The following is a 16,072-nucleotide window of genomic DNA, read 5'->3' as shown; positions in this document are numbered from 1 at the left end:
GCCGGAGTCTGCCCTGGTCGGAGGGGTCGGCGCAGCCGGTTTTCAGGTCCGGTGCGGGCGCAGGGCGGCGCGCAGGCGGGCGTCGGGCAGGACGGCCGGGCCGTTCATGGCGACGGCGGTGAGCAGTTCGCGCTCCTCGTCGTCGGCCAGGCCGCGCTGGCGGGCCGGGCGGACCTCGCGCAGGACCTCCTGGCCGATCGGGGAGGCCCAGCGGGTGTACGGGTAGACGTCGACCCGGGCCATCAGCAGGGTGCCCGAGGTGAGCACCACCGGCAGCGAGAACCAGGCGAGCGGGGTGAGGACGTCACCGCCGGTGAGGCCGCCGACGGCCAGCGACGCGGCCAGCAGGACCAGCGTCAGCAGCAGCGCGTGCCGGACCTGCCGGACCACCACCACGGTGTTGCGCTGCACCAGGGCCGGGGTGGCCAGGCCGGCCAGCGTGAGCCGGGCGCCGATCTCCAGCACGGTGGGGTGTTCGGCCATGGCCCGGCGCAGGTCGTCGGTCCGGCACTGGATCTCGGGGCCGACGGTGGCGATGACCGCCCGCTCCAGGCGGCTGCGGCCCCGGGGGTCGACCACGGTGGTCCAGCCGGTGTGCGCCAGGTGCAGCCGGCCGCGGCCGGCCATCAGGACGAGGGCGAGTTCGACCACCCGGTCCGGGCCGCCGGCCAGGTAGGCGGTCTCGTAGAGGCCGATGCCGACGGCTTCGGGTGGCCGCAGGCCGGTCCGGTCGGCCAGGGCGTCGGCGGTGGCGGTCATCCGGACCAGTCGGAGGCAGGACAGGACCGCCGCGACACAGGCCGGTATGAGGAACAGCAACCACATGGGCTTGTTCTATGCCTGCGTCGACGGCGGGCGGAACGTCTTCCCGGTCCGCGATACCGAACTGTGACGTCCGAAGGCGAGTTCGAAGGCGCGTCCTGCGGGTTCGTCCGGCGGTGCGGCGCCGGTGCGCCCGGTGGGGGCTCAGGAGCCGCAGCCGCCGCCGCCACAGCTCGACCCGCAGCTGGAGGAGGACGAGGACCCGCAGCTCGACGAGGAGGACCCGCAGCTGGAGGAGGACGAGGAACCGCAACTCGACGAGGAGGATGAGGAACCGCAGCTGGACGAGCCGCAACCGGAGCCGGAGGAACCGGAGTCGGAGGAGCCGCACCAGGAGGCGGAGCCCCCGCCGCAGGAGGAACCGGACGAGGAGGACGACGAGGAGAGGGAGTTCGCGGCGACCGCCTGCCGTACGGCCTCCTCCTCGGCCGACGCGGCCAGCATCGCGGCCTCCAGCTCCGGGTTGTCCAGCCCGGCGGCGGCCAGGCCGCCGAGCGCGAGCGCGCCCAGCAGCGCGCCGCCGGCCAGCTGGGGCGGCACGCCGGCGTTGGGCTTCCACGGCGTGCCCTGCATCAGGGAGAGCTGGCGCTGCCCGGCCGGGGTGATCCGGCCCTTGAACGGCGCGGTGGCGAGCAGCGTGGCGAAGCCACCGACCAGCAGGAGGCCCGGGGTCCAGAGGTTCGGGCGGTCGTGGCCCGCGGCGCCGTCGTCGAGCAGGAGGGCGGCCACCGCGGAGGCCACCACGAGGAGCATCGCGAGCCAGAGCAGTCGGCGGGCGGTGCGGGCCCGGCGCAGTCGCTCGGGGCGGCGCAGCAGGCCGCGGTCGGCGAGCCGGTCGCCGATCTCCTGGACGGCGGCGGAGCGCATCACGGCGTGGCGCAGCGGGCCGATCTCACGGCTCCCGGTCGGGCCGACGGCGTCCTGGACGGCCTTGTCGACGGCGTCGTACGGCTTGGCGCCGGTGAGCGTGACGAGACCGGAGCGGCTGACCACGGCCTGCTCGTTCAGGTGCATCCGGACCATGGCGGTGTCGAACACCCGCCCCGGCCCGCCGGACAGGAACGCGGTGTCGAGCAGCGGCAGACCGCGGCCGGGCAGGCCCTTGGCGTAGCGGACCCGGCCGACGCGCTGTCGGGTCCGGGCGGCGTACAGGGCGGCGGTCACCAGCAGGACGGCCGGGACGATGAAGTAGCTGTTGTGCCACATGGGCGGTTCCCCCGAGGTGGTGATGGTGCGGCAGAGTTCGGTGCGGCCGGGTTCGGCGTCCGGCGCCGCCGGGTTCGGCGGCGGCCCGGCCGTCAGCGGCGCAGGGCCCGGCGCAGGCGGGCGAGCGGGCCCGGCGGCCGTACGGGTGCCGGGTGGAGCCACTGCTCCAGGGCCCGGCGGTGGTCGGCGGCGAGCGGGCCGCCGGCGGTGAGCGCCCACTGCGCGAAGGCCCGGGCGTCGGCGCGGTAGCCGCCGGTCTGCGGGTGGGAGCGGGCGTAGTCGAGGAAGAGCGGGCCGTACTGCGCCCCGAGCGTCCGGGGCAGGTCCGGGGCCACCTTGGCGGTGGTGTCCCGCCGCTTGGCGGCCAGGCCGGTGGACTGGGCGCGGACCTGGCGCTCGTCGAAGCCGGGCGGGACGGGCCCGCCGGCCACCAGGGCGGCCAGCAGCTCCTCCTGGCGCCGGGCCAGGCGCTGCCGGGCGGCGTCGAGGTCCGGGTCGGCGGTGGGGTCCGGGTCAGCGAGGTTTCGCCGGGTGAGGTCCGGGTCGGCGGTGGGGTCCGGGTGGGCGAGGTTCCGCGCCGTTCTCGTCAGGTCGCTCATCGCCGGATGCTCCCCTCCAGCACCCGGCGGATGGCGTCCAGTTCACCGGCCAGCTCGCTGGGCGGCGGGAAGTTGGCGTCCCGCTCCAGCAGCACCCCGGGCGGGGCGACCCGCGCGCAGAGTTCGGCCAGCACCTCCAGCACCGGTTCGGTGACGGGGTGGGCGTGGGTGTCGTGCCAGACGCCGTCGACCAGGGTGCCGCCCGCGACGTGGACGTAGGCGAGCGACTCCAGCGGCAGGCGGTCGAGTTCGGCGGCCGGGTCGATGCCGAGGTTGACCCGGTTGGTGTGCAGGTTGGCGACGTCGATCAGCAGCCGGACGCCGGTGCGCTCGACGAGCTCGGCGAGGAACTGGCCCTCGGTGAACTCGTCGTCCGGCCAGGCGAGCTGGGCGGCGACGTTCTCCAGGGCGAGCGGCACCGGAAGCCGGTCCTGGGCGATCCGGACGTTCTCGGCGATCACCCGCAGCGAGTCCCGGGTGCGGGGGACGGGCAGCAGGTGGCCGGCCTCCAGGCCGCCGGCCCGGACGAACGCCAGGTGCTCGGTGACCAGCGGGGAACCGAGGGCCAGCGCGGCCTCGGCGAGCCGGTCGAGCCGGCCGGGGTCGGGCAGGTCGGCGCCGCCGAGGCCGAGACCGACGCCGTGCGGGACGACGGTGACGCCGCGTTCGCGCAGGACGGTCAGGGAGTCGGGCAGGTGGTCGGCGCAGATGTTCTCGGCGACCACCTCGACCCAGTCCAGGCCCGGTTGGCGCTCGACCACGGTGTCGATCTCACTGCGCCACCCGAGGCCGACGCCCAGGCGGGTCGCGGCTTCTCGGGTCGCGGCTTCGCGGGGTGCGGTTCCCGGGGAGGTGGCCTCGTGGCTCGCGGTGGCGGAGGCAGTCAGTTCCAGGGCAGGGGAAGTCATCGGTTCGCCCCCTTCTGAGGGCCGGGTGGGAGGGCCGTCGAAGCGGTGCGGGCGTCGTCGCCGGAACCGCGTGGCCGTGCTGCTGAGAATGTCCCCGGGCGGGGTGGCTGCCAAGCCTCACCCGGTCTTCTCAGAGCATTATTTGAGCATGTCGTCCCGGCCGTGAGGGACTTTGGTCCCGAGACCGGTCCGTTCCCGCAGGTGGGGCGCCCTTCCGGCGGGAAAAACCGGAGGCGCCGGGCGGGCCGGCGAGGCTAGCGTGGGAATCCATGACTTCTTCTGATTCCTCCTCCTTGACGATCCGTGACTTCCGCCCCGAGGACGCCGTGGCCGTGGCCGCGGCCCACCGGGCCGGGCGCGAGCACCTGGTGCTCTCCGCCGAAGCCCTGGTCTGGCTGAACGCCCAGCCCAGCCCCGACGAGCACTTCCGCACCTTCGTCGCCGAACTGGGCGGCCGGGTGGTCGGCGCGGTGCGCTGCGGGGTGGTGCTCGGGACGACGACCACGGGCGTCGGCTACGCCAACGGCAGCGTGCTGCCGGAGTTCCGGCGGCGCGGCGCGGCCACCGCCCTGCTGGACGCGGCCGAGCGGCACCTGACCGGGCACGGGGTGACGGAGCTGCACACCTGGCTGGACGACGAACCCGCCTCGCTGGCCTTCGGCACCGCCCGGGGCTACCGGCTCGGGCGCGCCATGCAGTTCGCCGGACGGGACCTCGCGCTGCCGCTGCCGCCCGCGCCGGTACGGCCGGCCGGCGTCGAGCTGCGCCCGGCCGCCGACTGGGCGGCCGACCCGCACCCGGTGTTCCTGGTCGAGGCGGACGCCATCCTGGACGAGCCCGGCAGCGAGGTGCCGATGGACGCCTACGAGTACGAGGACTGGCTGCGCAACGACTGGAACCGGCCGGACCGGGACATGTCGCTGAGCGTCGTCGCGGTGGTGGACGGCCGGCCGGCCGCGTTCAGCATGGCGCTGACCGACGGGGTGGACCGCTACTGGTCCGCGTTCACCGCCTGCCGCCGGGAGTTCCGCGGCCGGGGGCTGACCAAACTGGCCAAGCTGGAGTCGCTGCGGCTCGCCGCGGCCGCTGGGCACCGGCACGCGTACACCAGCAACGACACGACCAATGCGCCGATGCTGGCGATCAACGCCTGGCTCGGCTACGAACGCTGCGCGGGGGAGCGCAAGGGGATCAAGCGGCTGAACCGGTCGGCCCGGTAGCGGATCCGACGCTCCGAGGACGCCTTCCGGTGGGATCCCCCGGCCGTCGGCCGGGTCCCAACCGGGGCGCGGGCCGGGCCACTTCGGCCAGATGTGGTCCAGACCACGTGGGACGAATCGGGACAGCTCGGGTTGCTCCGGGCGCGAAGTGGCTTGAACTGTAATAGTTTTGCTCCACTCCTGTCACGGCATGGGGATAATCGCGCACATGACGATCAACCGTGCGAACGTGAGCGCGATTGCCGAGGACCTCTACGTGTGGCTCCCGCCGAAGCGGGGATGGGGCCTGGCCAACTGCGGGCTGCTGGCCTCGGAGACCACCGCGCTCTGGATCGACACGCCGTACGACCCCTCGATGGCCGAGGAGTTCCTCGCCGCGAGCCGGCGGCTGCTGCCGGCCGGGGTCGGGATCGACCGGGTGGTCGTCACCCACGCCAACGGGGACCACCTGTGGGGCGCCGGCGTGCTGCCGGACGCCGAGGTGATCGCCACCCGCGAGGCCCTGGAGCACATCCACTGGGAGCCCACCCCGCAGCAGCAGCACGCGCTGGTCGCCAACAGCGACCCGCACTCGCCGCTCGGCGGCTACCTCAAGGAGCACTTCGGGCGGTTCGACTGGTCCGGCACCGAGCCGGTGCGCCCCGACACCGTCTTCACCGGCGAGCTGGAGCTGACCGTCGGCCGCCACCCGGTGCAGATCACCAGCCTGCCCGCCGCCCACACCGGCGGGGACCTCCTGGTCCACCTCCCGCACCAGCGCGCGGTGTTCACCGGCGACGTGATCTTCTCCTCGACGCCCGAGCAGCCCGGCGACCACCCCTCGCACTGGGCCGGACCGCTGGAGAACGTCATCGGCGCCTGCGAGCAGGCCCTGGCCACCGGCGCGGAGATCTTCGTGCCCGGCCACGGCCCGGTGCTCGACCGCGACGGCGTCCGCGAGCACATCGGCTACCTCGCCTACGTCCGCGAGCGCGCCCACGCCCTGCACGCCGCCGGCATACCCGCGCTGGACGCCGCCCGGCGGGTGATCGCCGAGCAGCGCCACCCCGAACTCGGCCTGCCCGAACGGCTGGTGCTCACCGTCGCGGCCGAGTACCGGCACCTGGACGGCTCCGCGGCCCCGGGCGTCCTGGAGGCCATGGGCCAGGTCGCCCTGGTGGCCCGGGAGCTGGCCGAGGACGCCACCCACTGCCCGCGCCCGCGCACCGCCCGGAGCTGATCCCGCCCGCGCGCCGCCCGGAACCGGGCCCACCCCGGCTCCCCGGGCAGCGCACCCCCCTCCCGGCAGGCCCCGCCGCACCCGTCTCCCGGCAGGCCCGGCCGCACCACCGAGCCACACCCGCAAGCACTCCCGAGGACTTCGATGACGCAGATCGCGCTGATCGTCCTGGCGCTGGTCGCCGCCGTGGCCGCGGCCGTGCTCGCCCGCGGCCGGGCCGGGGCCGTCGCCCGGGCCTCGGCCGCCGAGACCGCCCTCGGTCGCGGCGAGGAGCGCACCCGGGCCGCCGAGGGCAGACTCGCCCGCGCCGAGCAGCAGCAGCGCGAGGCCCAGGACGCCGCCCGGCGCTCCGCCGAGGAGACCCGGCTGGCCCAGGAACGCACCCGGGCCGCCGAGGACAGCGTCCGCGAGGCCCAGGAAGCGGCCCGGCACGCACAGGACACCGTCCGGGACACCCTGCGGCAGGGCGCCGCCGCGACCGCCCGCGCCGAGCAGGCCGAGAGCGCGCTCGCCGCCGCCGAGACCCGGGCAACCGCGCTGCTCGCCGAGATCGGCCACCTCGCCCAGGAGCGGGTCGCCGCCACCGCCGTACGGCTCACCCACACCAACGCCCCGCTGGTCGGCCCCCTGGACCCGCAGGCCGTCGGCCCCGAGGCCGTCCGGGCCCTGCAGGCCGTCCTGGACGCCGCCCACGCCGCCCTCGCCGACGAGCGCGAACGGGTGGACGCCGCCGCCCGCGCCGCCATGCGCGGCGCCACCTCCCGGATCCAGACCCTGCTGTACCAGATCCAGAGCCTGGTCCAGCAGCTCCAGCACGAGAACGACGACCCCCGGCTGCTGGAGGTCGACTTCCGCAACGAGGTCGCGCTGCGCCGGATCCAGACCATCGCGGTGCTCTGCGAGGCCTGGCCGGGCCTGGCCCGCACCGACTCGCCACTCGCCGAGGTGGTCGTCGGCGCGCTCTCCCGGGTGCCCGGCTACGCCCGGATCAAGGTCGCCAACCACCTGCGCGAGCAGCGCCTCGCCGTGGTCGCCCGGGCCGCCGAGCCGATCGCCGTCACCATCGCCGAACTGCTCGCCAACGCCACCGCCTACTCCCACCCGGAGACAGAGGTGCCGGTCACCGTCCAGCAGGGCGGCCGCGGCGCGCTGGTGATCATCGACGACAGCGGCATCGGCATGGACGAGGACCAGCTGCGCCGCGCCCGCCGACTGCTGGCCGGCCCGCCCGACATGCTGCTCACCGAGCTCGGCAACCCGCCCAAGACCGGCTTCGCGGTGATCGGCAAGCTGGCCCGCCAGTACGGCTTCTCCTGTCACATCGAGCCCTCGCCGTACGGCGGCATGCGGACCATCCTGCGCATCCCGGCCGCGCTGGTGACCGTCGTGGACGACGAGCAGCCGCTGTCGGTGCTCACCCCGCTGCCGCTGCGGGCCGGCGCCGGCCCGGCCCCGGCGCCCACCGTCGCGGCCGTCCCGCCGATGCGTGACGCGGACGAGCAGGACGGCCCGCGGCTCGCCGACCGCCACAACCGGCCGGGCCCGCACCCGGCGCCGGCCATCCGGGTGGTGCCCGATCCGGTGGCGGACGGGCTGGCGGCGGACGGGCCGGCAGCGGACGACGCGCCCGCGACGGCCGGTGCGCCCGCGCCGGACGCACCTGCGACGGACACCCCCGCGACGGACGCACCTGTGCCCGACGACGGCACCGGCCTGCCCACCCGGCGCCGCCGCCGGCCGCCGGCCGCCGAACAACCGTCTGGCGCCAAGCCCGCCCCGGCCCCTGGTCCGGCCCCGGCCCCCGCCCCGGCCCCCGCGCCCGACCGCACCCCCGAGAGGGCCGCCGCCCACTGGCAGGCGTTGCAGCGGGGCACCGACTCCGGCCGGGCCGCCGTGGCCCGGGCCGCCCGCGAGGAGGCCGCCTCCGCGCCCGGCGGCAGCACCTTCGGCACGACGAACACCCCCGGCGGCACCACCGCCGGCCGCGACCCCGGTGACCAGAGCACCGGTCCGACCCCAGAGGGAGCCCAGCAGTGACCAGCACGCCCAGCCCGACCGCCACCGACGAGATCTCGTGGGTGCTGACCCCGTTGCTGGAGCTGCCGGGTGTGCTGCACGCGGTCGTCGCCACCGGTGACGGACTGGTCGAGGGCGCCTCGGACGGCCTGGAGCGAGCCTCGGCCGAGCGGGTCGCCGCGATGACCGCCACCGTCCACGCCGCCGCCCGGGCCTTCACCGCCGCGTTCACCGACGTCGAGCGGCCCCGGCTGGCCCAGACCGTGGTGGAGTCCGACCTCGGCTACGCCATCGTGGTGCCCGCCGGGGAGAACACCTCGCTCGCCGTGTTCACCTCGCCGGACGCCCAACTCGGCAACGTGTCCTACCAGATGCAGCTACAGGTCGCCGCCCTCGGTCGCGCGCTCGCGAGCCCGACCCGGCGGCAGGACGACGACGGCCGGTCATGACCGCCACCCCCCGCAGGCGGATGGTGCCCGCCTACCTGGCCACCGGCGGCCGCAGCAGCCGCCCCGGCACCAAGGGCTTCGAGCGGCTGACCGTGCTGTTCGCCGACCGCGCCGATCCGCCGGACGCGCTCGAACCCGAACACCGCCGGCTCTGGGAACTGCTGCGCCCCGGCGCGCTGACCGTGGTGGAGGCCGCCGCGCACCTGCGCCTGCCGGTCAGCGCCACCGTCTTCCTCGCGGCCGACCTGGTCGAGTCGGGCTGCCTGCACGCCCGCGCACCGATCCCGCGCGCCCAGCAGACCGACCGCTCCATCGTCGAGAGGCTCCTCGTTGGACTCCGTGCGCTCCGGTGACCCGGCCGTCCGGCCGGACCCGGAAGACCAGAGCCGGGTGGGCTACCTGCCCGACCAGGACCAGACGCTGATGAAACTGGTGGTGGCCGGCCCGTTCGGGGTCGGCAAGACCACCCTCATCCGCACCCTCTCGGAGATCGCCACCCTGCACACCGAGGAGGCGATGACCGAGACCGGTCGCCCGGTGGACGACCTGGCAGGCGTGCCCGAGAAGGCCACCACCACCGTCGCCGTCGACTTCGGCCGGCTCACCCTGCCCGGCAACGTCGTGCTCTACCTGTTCGGCACCCCCGGCCAGCGCCGCTTCTTCCCGCTCTGGCAGGACATCGCCCGCGGCGCCGTGGGCGCCCTGGTGCTCGCCGACACCCGCCGGCTCGCCGACTCCTTCGAGATCATGGACATGGTCGAGGAGCAGGGCCTGCCGTACGCCGTCGCCGTCAACCGCTTCCCGGACGCGCCGGAGCACCCGGTCGAGGTGCTGCGCACCCACCTGGACCTGCACGCCGCCACCCCGCTGCTGCTCTGCGACGCCCGTGAGCGCGACAGCAGCCTGGACGCGCTGATCGCGCTGGCCGAGCACGTCCTGGAGGCCCTGCCCGCCGCGTCCGCCGACCGCGACGCGTCCACCGACCCCGACGCCGCCGCCGAGCCCGTCGCCCCCGCCGCCCCGGAGCAGCCGTGACCGTCGAGTCCCGCCCGACCCCGATCCACGGCCCGGCCTTCGCCGCCGACCCCCAGCCGGTCTACGAGCGGCTGCGTCGGCACGGCGCGCTCGCCCCGGTCGAGGTCGCGCCCGGCGTCGAGGCCCTGCTGGTCACCGACTACCAGGCCGCGCTGGACCTGCTGCGCGACACCGACACCTTCTCCAAGGACTCCCGGGCCTGGCAGCGCACCGTCCCGCCGGACTCCCCGCTGCTGCCCGTCCTCGGCTACCGCCCGACCGCCCTGTTCAGCGACGGCGAGACCCACGCCCGCTACCGGGCGGTGATCACCGACGCCCTCGCGCTGTTCGAACCGCACCGGCTCCAGCGCCAGGTCGCCGAGACCGCGCACCGGCTGATCGACCGCTTCGCCGCCGTCGGCCACGCCGACCTGATCGCCGAGTACGCCCGCCAGCTGCCCGCCTTCGCCCTCACCACCTGGTTCGGCGTCCCGGAGGACCAGCGCGCCGAGGTGGTGGCCGCGATCACCGGGCTCATCGAGTCCACCGCCCGGGCGGGCGCCTCGTACGGCAAGCTCCTCGCGGTGGTCACCGCGATGGTCGCCGAGCGCCGCGAGCGCCCCCGGCACGACCTCGCCTCCTGGTACGTCACCCACCCGGTCGGGCTGGACGACGACGAGGTGATCCGGCAGATCACCCTGACCCTGATCGCCGGGCACGAACCGACCACCAACCTGATCGGCAACGCCCTGCTGCGCCTGCTCACCGACGCCCGCTACGCCGGCTCGCTGTTCGGCGGCGCGATGACCGCCCACCAGGCGATCGACGAGGTGCTCTGGCACGAGCCGCCGATGGCGAACCTCTCGGCCCACTACCCGCGGTACGACATCACCTTCCACGGCCGCGAGATCAAGGCGGGCACGCTGGTCCTGGTCTCGTACGCGGCCGCCAACTCCCAGGCCGCGCCGCCCGCCGACGGCGACGGCGTGCTGCGCGGCGGCGAGAGCGCCCACCTGGCCTGGGCGGCCGGCCCGCACGCCTGCCCGGCCCGGGACCCGGCCCTGCTGATCGCGATCACCGCCATCGAGCAGCTGGGCAGCCGCCTGAGCGACCTCGAACTGTCCACCCCCGCCGGGGAACTGCTCTGGCGCCCCGGCCCGTTCCACCGCGCCCTGATGCACCTTCCGGTCCGGTTCGCGCCGGTCGCGGGGTAGCGCGAGGCCCTTCACAGCGGCGCCCGGGCAGGCACACGAGCCCGGGCAGGCACACGAGCCGGGACAGCACGCGGGCCCGGACACCGCAGGATGCCCGGGCCCGTCGCCGTTCGTCCTACTCGGCGGGCTTCAGCGTCAGCGAGACGCTGTTGATGCAGTACCGCTGGTCCGTCGGCGTGCCGTAGCCCTCGCCCTCGAAGACGTGCCCCAGGTGCCCGCCGCAGCGGGCGCAGCGCACCTCGACCCGGCGCATCCCGAGCGAGTTGTCCTCGATGTACTGGACCCGGTCCCCGGCCAGCGGCGCGTAGTAGGACGGCCAGCCGCAGTGGCTGTCGAACTTGGTCTCGGAGCTGAACAGTTCGGCCCCGCAGGCCCGGCAGCCGTAGACGCCGACCGTCTTGGTGTCGGTGTACTCACCGGTGAACGGGCGCTCGGTGCCCGCCTCGCGGAGCACGTGGTACTCCTCGGGGCTGAGCTGGGCGCGCCACTCGGCCTCGGTCTTCTCGATCTCGTAGCTCATCTCACGGCTCCCGGTCGCGGCGTACGTCGGACGGACGTGGGTCAGACGGACGTGGGTCAGACGTTGGATGCAACGTTCGCGAGGTGCTCCAGGATTTCCGGACCGAGGTTGGTGACGTCCCCGGCCCCCATGGTGAGCAGCAGGTCGCCCGGGCGGGCGAGGCCGGCCAGCAGGGCGGGGGCGGCGGCGAAGGAGTGCTCGGCGGTGACCTCGGCGCCGGCCCGGCGGGCGGCGTCGATGATCAGCTCGCTGGTCACGCCGGGGATCGGGTCCTCACGGGCCGGGTAGATGTCCAGCACCACGGAGGCGTCGGCCAGCGCCAGGGCGCGGCCCATCTCCTCGGAGAGCTGCTGGGTGCGGCTGAACAGGTGCGGCTGGAAGACCACCAGCACCCGGCCCCCGCCGGTCAGGCCCTCGCGGATCGCCTCCAGGTCGGCGGTCATCTCGGTGGGGTGGTGGGCGTAGGAGTCGATCACCTGGACCCCGGCGGCCTCGCCCTTGAGCTGGAGGCGGCGGCGCACGCCGGTGTAGGCGCCGAGCGCCTTGGCCAGGTCGGCGGCCGGGACGCCCAGCGCGACGCCGGCGGCCAGCGCGGCCACCGCGTTGTGGGCGTAGTGCCGGCCGGGCACCGAGACGGTGAAGGACAGCTCGGCGCCGTCCAGCAGCACGGTGACCTCGCTGGTCATGCCGTGGGCGACCACCGACAGCACCCGCAGGTCGGCGTCCTCGGCGGAGCCGACCGTCACCACGTTCAGGCCCTCGCGGCCGGCCACCCGGGAGGTGAGCTCGCGGGCGCCGTCGTGGTCGGCCGAGACCACCAGGGTGCCGCCGGGGACGATCCGGCCGACGAAGGTCTCGAAGGACTCGTAGATCTCCTCGATCGAGGCGTAGTTGGCGTGGTGGTCCAGCTCCACGTTGAGCACGATCGCCACCTCCGGCGCGTACTTGTGGAAGCTGCGGTCGCTCTCGTCCGCCTCGGCGACGAAGATCTCGCCGGTGCCGTGGTGGGCGTTGGAGCCGGGCGCGTCGAGGTCGCCGCCGATCGCGTAGGACGGGTCCAGGCCCAGCTCGCCGAGGGCGACGGCGAGCATGCTGGTGGTGGTGGTCTTGCCGTGGGTGCCGGCCACCGCCAGCGCCCGGCGGCCGCCCATCAGCGCGGCCAGCGCGTCGGAGCGGTGCACCACCGGGATGCCGCGCTCGTGGGCGGCGACCAGCTCCGGGTTGTCGGCGCGGATCGCGCTGGAGACGACCACGCTGCTGGTGCCGTCCGGCACGTGCTCGGCGGCGTGGCCGACGTGCACGGTGGCGCCGAGGGCGCGCAGCGCGAGAACGGTCTCGGACTCCTTGGCGTCGCTGCCGGAGACGCTGGCCCCGCGCACGGCGAGGATCTTCGCCAGGCCGGACATCCCGGCGCCGCCGATGCCGATGAAGTGCGGGGCGTGCAGGTCGTGCGCGGCGTCGTTCAAGGCGTGGCTCCGTACGGGCGGGGGCAGACAGGGCGGGCGGGCGGAACGGGAGGACGGAACCGTCCTCGCGGGCGGACCGCAAGGACGATTCTGCACCACCGGCGCGCCGGGCCAGGAGTCGCTCAGGAGTCGCTGGCGAACAGCCTGAGCACCGGGACCCCCACCTGGTGCCGGGCCCGGGAGGCCCAGTCGCGGTGGAAGAACTCCTCCACGAAGTGCGGGGAGGTGAGCACCACCACCTCGTCCGCCCGCTGCTCCTCGACGACCGTGCGCAGCCGCTCCAGCGGCTTCTCCTCGACCAGCTCGCCCACCGCCTCGGCCCCGGCCGTGCGCAGGTGGCGCAGGCTGTGCTCCAGCGACTCGGTGGCCACGGTCGGTTCGGTCTCGGACTCGTCGTGCTCGTGGACCACCTTGTCGAGGTGGCCGAGGGCGACGTCGTCGAGCGCCCGCAGCAGTTCGTCCTGCTTGCCGCGCGGCTGCATCAGGACGACGAAGGACACCTTCTCCTCGCCGTGGAGCGTGGTGACGAGTTCCACGTCCGCGTCGGAGAGAGCCTTTTCGATCATCAGTACCGTCTTGAACACGTGAGTCCCTTCCAGTGGCCGGCCCCCGGGCCCCGGCATCGCATAACGGGATCACGATCGGGGGGTCACGGGGTCATCCGAACCCAGGTGACGCAGGTAACGAGTGAAGAGGAATCCTTTCTGCTCGATCAATGAGACCAGCTGCATCCGCTGGACGTCCGGCATTCGGGCATCGTGCAGGATGCGCGGCGCGTCGCCCCCGGTGAGCAGCGGGGCCAGCGACAGGCACAGCTCGTCCAGCAGGCCGGCCGCCGCGAGCTGCCCCAGCAGGCGCGGGCCGCCCTCGGTCAGCTGCCGGGTCCAGCCCCGCCCGGCCAGGGCCGCCAGGCCCGCCCGCAGGTCCACCGAACCGGTCCCGGCGGGCACCACGTCGGCCACCTCGGCGACCGCCCTACGGCGCTCCGCGGGGGCGTCCTCGGTGGTGATCACCACCGTCCTGACCAGCGGTTCGGTGAACAGCGGCGCGGTCAGGTCCAGCCGCAGCGAGCGGCTCACCACGGCGATCGCCGGGGCGGGCGCCTGGCCCGCCGCCGCCCGGGCCGCCGCGAACTCCGCGCGCGCCCGGGCCGGCCGGTAGCCCTCGGCGCGGACCGTCTCCGCGCCCACCACTACCACGTCCGACAGGGCCCGCAGCACCCCGAAGATCCGCTTGTCCGCGTCGCCGGAGAGGCCCTCGGAGAGCCCGTCCAGCCTGGCCCCGCCGTCCAGGCCGGACACCATGTTGGCGCGCAGCCAGGGGCGCCCCTGATTCACCTGTTCGGGGTACGCGTAGACGGCGGCGAGCGACTCCAGCGCGGCCGGATCGGCGAGCCGTCCGCTCAGCGGGCTGATCAACTGTTGCATGCCCTCAGTCTTCCACCGCGGGCCGTGGGGCGTCCGGGGCGGCGGGCCGCGCCGCTCGGGGCCCCGAGTCGTGGGGCGTCCGGGCCCCGGGTCGTTCGGACGGCGTACGGGGCAGGCGTACCCTCTACTGATGTGCCCGCAGCCTCCCACTCCGCAACCGCGACCGAGCCGATAGCCGCCGCACCCGTGTCCGGCTCCCCGATCGCGCTCACCGACCGCCGTCCCGTCGTGCCCGCCGAGCGGCTGGTCGCCGAGATGGTCCCGCCGCCCCGGTTCGCCGACGTGAGCTTCGGGACGTACATCCCGGACCCGACTCAGCCGAGCCAGTACGAGGCCGTCCAGGTCCTGGAGCAGTTCGCGGCCACCCTCGGCGGAGGAAACGGTTCGGCACCCAAGCGCAGCTGGTTCCGCCGCTCCGCCCCCGCGCCCACCGGCCCGGCCGGGGTCTACCTCGACGGCGGCTACGGCGTCGGCAAGACCCACCTGCTCGCCTCGCTCTGGCACACCGCCCCCGGCCCCAAGGCCTTCGGCACCTTCGTCGAGCTGACCAACCTGGTCGGCGCGCTCGGCTTCCAGCAGGCCGTGCAGACCCTCTCCGGGCACACCCTGCTCTGCATCGACGAGTTCGAGCTGGACGACCCGGGCGACACCGTGCTGGTCTCCACCCTGCTCGGCCGGCTGGTCGACAACGGCGTGAAGCTCTGCGCCACCTCGAACACCCTGCCGGAGAAGCTCGGCGAGGGCCGCTTCGCCGCCGCCGACTTCCTGCGCGAGATCCAGGGCCTGTCCGCGCACTTCCGCCCGATGCGGATCGACGGCCAGGACTACCGCCACCGCGGCCTGCCGGACGCCCCGCCGCCGTACTCCGACGAGGCCGTCGGCGCCGTCGCGGCCCGCACCCCCGGCGCCTCGCTGGACGACTTCGACGCCCTGCTCACCCACCTCTCCGCCGTCCACCCCAGCCGCTACGGCGCGCTGCTGGACGACGTCACCGCGGTCTGCCTGCGCGGCGTCCAGCAGGTCGACGACCAGTCCACCGCGCTGCGCCTGGTCGTCCTCGCCGACCGCATGTACGACCGCGAGCTCCCGATCACCGCCTCCGGCCTCCCCTTCGACCAGGTCTTCCCGGAGGAGATGCTCCGCGGCGGCTACCGCAAGAAGTACCTGCGCGCCATCTCCCGCCTCGTCGCCCTCGCCCGGGACAGCGCCAAGTAGGACCCGTGACCTTCCCCCCGTTCGGCAGTTGTTCCCACTGCCGAGCGGGGGAGGGACGCGTGACCGGTGACGAGTGCCGGGCGGGCTACGGGATCGAGATCGAGCCCGAGGTGCGGGCGTGGCTCGGGAACTGCCCGATCGCCGAGTACCGGGCGGCCGAGCGCGCCGCCGACCGCCTCGCCGAGGACGGTGAGACGCTGCCGTTCCCGCTGGCGAGCCACCTGGGCGGACCGCTGCGGGAGCTGAGGGTCGGGCCCATGCGGATCACGTACTGGCTCGCGCCGGGGCGCAGGGCTGTGCTGCTGACGGTCTTCCGCAAGACTAGGAACCGCGAGACCGATCAGGTCGAACGGGCACGCCGCGCTCAGAAGGTCTGCGAGGCGGAGCACCTGCCCGCCGCCGATCACGAGATCTACGACCGGGAGGAGCAGCGATGAGCGGCGGCTACCACACCCGCTGGACCGTGCCGGCGGAGCACCGCGAGAGTGAGGAGTACCGCGCGGCCGGGCGCCGGATGGCGCTCGCCGAGGCCGTGTACGCCCGGCGCTCCGCGCTCGGGTGGACGCCCGCCGAACTCGCCGAGCGGGCGGGGCTGGACGAGGAGACCGTCGAGAGCATCGAGGAGAGCGGGGTCGATCCGACCCTGCCGCTGATCGAGCGGCTCGCCGCGGCCTTCGACTCCGTCGTGCGGATCGATCCCGCCCGGGAGCCGGCCATGAGCTTCGAGGCCCACGCCGCCTGATCGAACCGGACCCGGTTGTCAGTGGTGGGTCGTAC

General features: G+C 74.8%; 16 protein-coding genes and 1 pseudogene. 10 read left to right on the top strand and 7 right to left on the bottom strand.

The genetic code is table 11. From position 1 onward, the window contains the following. Window positions 1–42: 42 nt before the first annotated feature. The 3 genes and pseudogenes from ACFWP2_RS25200 to ACFWP2_RS25190 all read right to left on the bottom strand — a co-directional run bounded on the left by ACFWP2_RS25200 (window position 43) and on the right by ACFWP2_RS25190 (window position 3,535). The gene (locus ACFWP2_RS25200; protein WP_380455179.1) at window positions 43–825 is read right to left on the bottom strand and encodes a TIGR04222 domain-containing membrane protein; all 783 of its coding nucleotides are present in this window, start codon (window positions 823–825) and stop codon (window positions 43–45) included. 141 nt (window positions 826–966) lie between these two features. Then, window positions 967–2,028, bottom strand: a complete 1,062-nt coding sequence (locus ACFWP2_RS25195) for a TIGR04222 domain-containing membrane protein (RefSeq protein ID WP_380455177.1) — start codon at window positions 2,026–2,028, stop codon at window positions 967–969. A 92-nt stretch (window positions 2,029–2,120) separates the two neighbouring features. Continuing rightward, window positions 2,121–3,535: pseudogene (locus ACFWP2_RS25190) on the bottom strand (DUF692 domain-containing protein). A gap of 269 nt (window positions 3,536–3,804) precedes the next feature. On the opposite strand from ACFWP2_RS25190, the gene ACFWP2_RS25185 reads away from it, so the two are divergent. The 7 genes from ACFWP2_RS25185 to ACFWP2_RS25155 all read left to right on the top strand — a co-directional run bounded on the left by ACFWP2_RS25185 (window position 3,805) and on the right by ACFWP2_RS25155 (window position 10,667). Beyond that, window positions 3,805–4,755, top strand: coding sequence for a GNAT family N-acetyltransferase (locus ACFWP2_RS25185; RefSeq protein WP_380455175.1), 951 nt, complete (start codon window positions 3,805–3,807; stop codon window positions 4,753–4,755). 208 nt (window positions 4,756–4,963) lie between these two features. After that, entirely contained in the window at window positions 4,964–5,974 is a 1,011-nt protein-coding gene (locus ACFWP2_RS25180; protein WP_380455173.1) for an MBL fold metallo-hydrolase, read from the top strand. 144 nt (window positions 5,975–6,118) lie between these two features. After that, window positions 6,119–8,011, top strand: coding sequence for an ATP-binding protein (locus tag ACFWP2_RS25175; protein WP_380455171.1), 1,893 nt, complete (start codon window positions 6,119–6,121; stop codon window positions 8,009–8,011). Continuing rightward, window positions 8,008–8,439, top strand: a complete 432-nt coding sequence (locus ACFWP2_RS25170) for a roadblock/LC7 domain-containing protein (RefSeq protein ID WP_380455169.1) — start codon at window positions 8,008–8,010, stop codon at window positions 8,437–8,439. The genes ACFWP2_RS25175 and ACFWP2_RS25170 overlap by 4 nt, the downstream gene beginning before the upstream one ends. Next, entirely contained in the window at window positions 8,436–8,792 is a 357-nt protein-coding gene (locus ACFWP2_RS25165; protein WP_380455167.1) for a DUF742 domain-containing protein, read from the top strand. Before ACFWP2_RS25170 ends, ACFWP2_RS25165 begins: the two co-directional genes overlap by 4 nt. 70 nt (window positions 8,793–8,862) lie before the next feature. Beyond that, window positions 8,863–9,474: an ATP/GTP-binding protein gene (locus ACFWP2_RS25160; protein WP_380455284.1), complete on the top strand. Its 612-nt coding sequence runs from the start codon at window positions 8,863–8,865 to the stop codon at window positions 9,472–9,474. Further along, entirely contained in the window at window positions 9,471–10,667 is a 1,197-nt protein-coding gene (locus ACFWP2_RS25155) for a cytochrome P450 (protein ID WP_380455165.1), read from the top strand. The genes ACFWP2_RS25160 and ACFWP2_RS25155 overlap by 4 nt, the downstream gene beginning before the upstream one ends. A 115-nt stretch (window positions 10,668–10,782) precedes the next feature. Here ACFWP2_RS25155 and msrB read toward each other — a convergent pair whose 3' ends face one another. The 4 genes from msrB to ACFWP2_RS25135 all read right to left on the bottom strand — a co-directional run bounded on the left by msrB (window position 10,783) and on the right by ACFWP2_RS25135 (window position 14,080). Then, window positions 10,783–11,187, bottom strand: a complete 405-nt coding sequence (gene msrB, locus ACFWP2_RS25150; RefSeq protein WP_380455163.1) for a peptide-methionine (R)-S-oxide reductase MsrB — start codon at window positions 11,185–11,187, stop codon at window positions 10,783–10,785. A 56-nt stretch (window positions 11,188–11,243) separates the two neighbouring features. After that, window positions 11,244–12,632, bottom strand: coding sequence for a UDP-N-acetylmuramate--L-alanine ligase (gene murC / locus ACFWP2_RS25145; protein WP_380455282.1), 1,389 nt, complete (start codon window positions 12,630–12,632; stop codon window positions 11,244–11,246). Window positions 12,633–12,775: 143 nt separating this feature from the next. After that, entirely contained in the window at window positions 12,776–13,237 is a 462-nt protein-coding gene (locus tag ACFWP2_RS25140; RefSeq protein ID WP_380455161.1) for an indole-3-glycerol phosphate synthase, read from the bottom strand. A 51-nt stretch (window positions 13,238–13,288) separates the two neighbouring features. Further along, entirely contained in the window at window positions 13,289–14,080 is a 792-nt protein-coding gene (locus tag ACFWP2_RS25135) for a pyrimidine reductase family protein (RefSeq protein WP_380455159.1), read from the bottom strand. Window positions 14,081–14,251: 171 nt separating this feature from the next. On the opposite strand from ACFWP2_RS25135, the gene zapE reads away from it, so the two are divergent. From zapE to ACFWP2_RS25120, 3 genes are read left to right on the top strand one after another with little or no spacing between them, the layout of a single operon-like run. Then, entirely contained in the window at window positions 14,252–15,295 is a 1,044-nt protein-coding gene (zapE, locus tag ACFWP2_RS25130) for a cell division protein ZapE (RefSeq protein ID WP_380455280.1), read from the top strand. Between the two features lie 59 nt (window positions 15,296–15,354). Further along, entirely contained in the window at window positions 15,355–15,732 is a 378-nt protein-coding gene (locus ACFWP2_RS25125; protein ID WP_380455157.1) for a type II toxin-antitoxin system RelE/ParE family toxin, read from the top strand. Next, window positions 15,729–16,037 (top strand): helix-turn-helix domain-containing protein, encoded by a 309-nt coding sequence (locus ACFWP2_RS25120; protein WP_380455155.1) that lies wholly within the window; start codon window positions 15,729–15,731, stop codon window positions 16,035–16,037. The genes ACFWP2_RS25125 and ACFWP2_RS25120 overlap by 4 nt, the downstream gene beginning before the upstream one ends. Window positions 16,038–16,072 lie beyond the last annotated feature (35 nt).

Source organism: Kitasatospora sp. NPDC058444, assembly GCF_042721415.1.
Lineage (GTDB): Bacteria > Actinomycetota > Actinomycetes > Streptomycetales > Streptomycetaceae > Kitasatospora.
The sequence above is the reverse complement of the archived record's forward strand: the minus strand, read 5'-3'. Positions and strand labels throughout refer to the sequence as shown.

Excerpts from the sequence above, each read along its gene's own strand:
- ACFWP2_RS25195 (WP_380455177.1), bottom strand. The coding sequence starts at position 2,028 with ATGTGGCACAACAGCTACTTCATCGTCCCGGCCGTCCTGCTGGTGACC.
- ACFWP2_RS25160 (WP_380455284.1), top strand. The coding sequence starts at position 8,863 with ATGAAACTGGTGGTGGCCGGCCCGTTCGGGGTCGGCAAGACCACCCTC.
- ACFWP2_RS25200 (WP_380455179.1), bottom strand. The coding sequence starts at position 825 with ATGTGGTTGCTGTTCCTCATACCGGCCTGTGTCGCGGCGGTCCTGTCC.
- ACFWP2_RS25185 (WP_380455175.1), top strand. The coding sequence starts at position 3,805 with ATGACTTCTTCTGATTCCTCCTCCTTGACGATCCGTGACTTCCGCCCC.
- msrB (WP_380455163.1), bottom strand. The coding sequence starts at position 11,187 with ATGAGCTACGAGATCGAGAAGACCGAGGCCGAGTGGCGCGCCCAGCTC.
- ACFWP2_RS25120 (WP_380455155.1), top strand. The coding sequence starts at position 15,729 with ATGAGCGGCGGCTACCACACCCGCTGGACCGTGCCGGCGGAGCACCGC.
- ACFWP2_RS25135 (WP_380455159.1), bottom strand. The coding sequence starts at position 14,080 with ATGCAACAGTTGATCAGCCCGCTGAGCGGACGGCTCGCCGATCCGGCC.
- ACFWP2_RS25165 (WP_380455167.1), top strand. The coding sequence starts at position 8,436 with ATGACCGCCACCCCCCGCAGGCGGATGGTGCCCGCCTACCTGGCCACC.
- ACFWP2_RS25180 (WP_380455173.1), top strand. The coding sequence starts at position 4,964 with ATGACGATCAACCGTGCGAACGTGAGCGCGATTGCCGAGGACCTCTAC.
- ACFWP2_RS25175 (WP_380455171.1), top strand. The coding sequence starts at position 6,119 with ATGACGCAGATCGCGCTGATCGTCCTGGCGCTGGTCGCCGCCGTGGCC.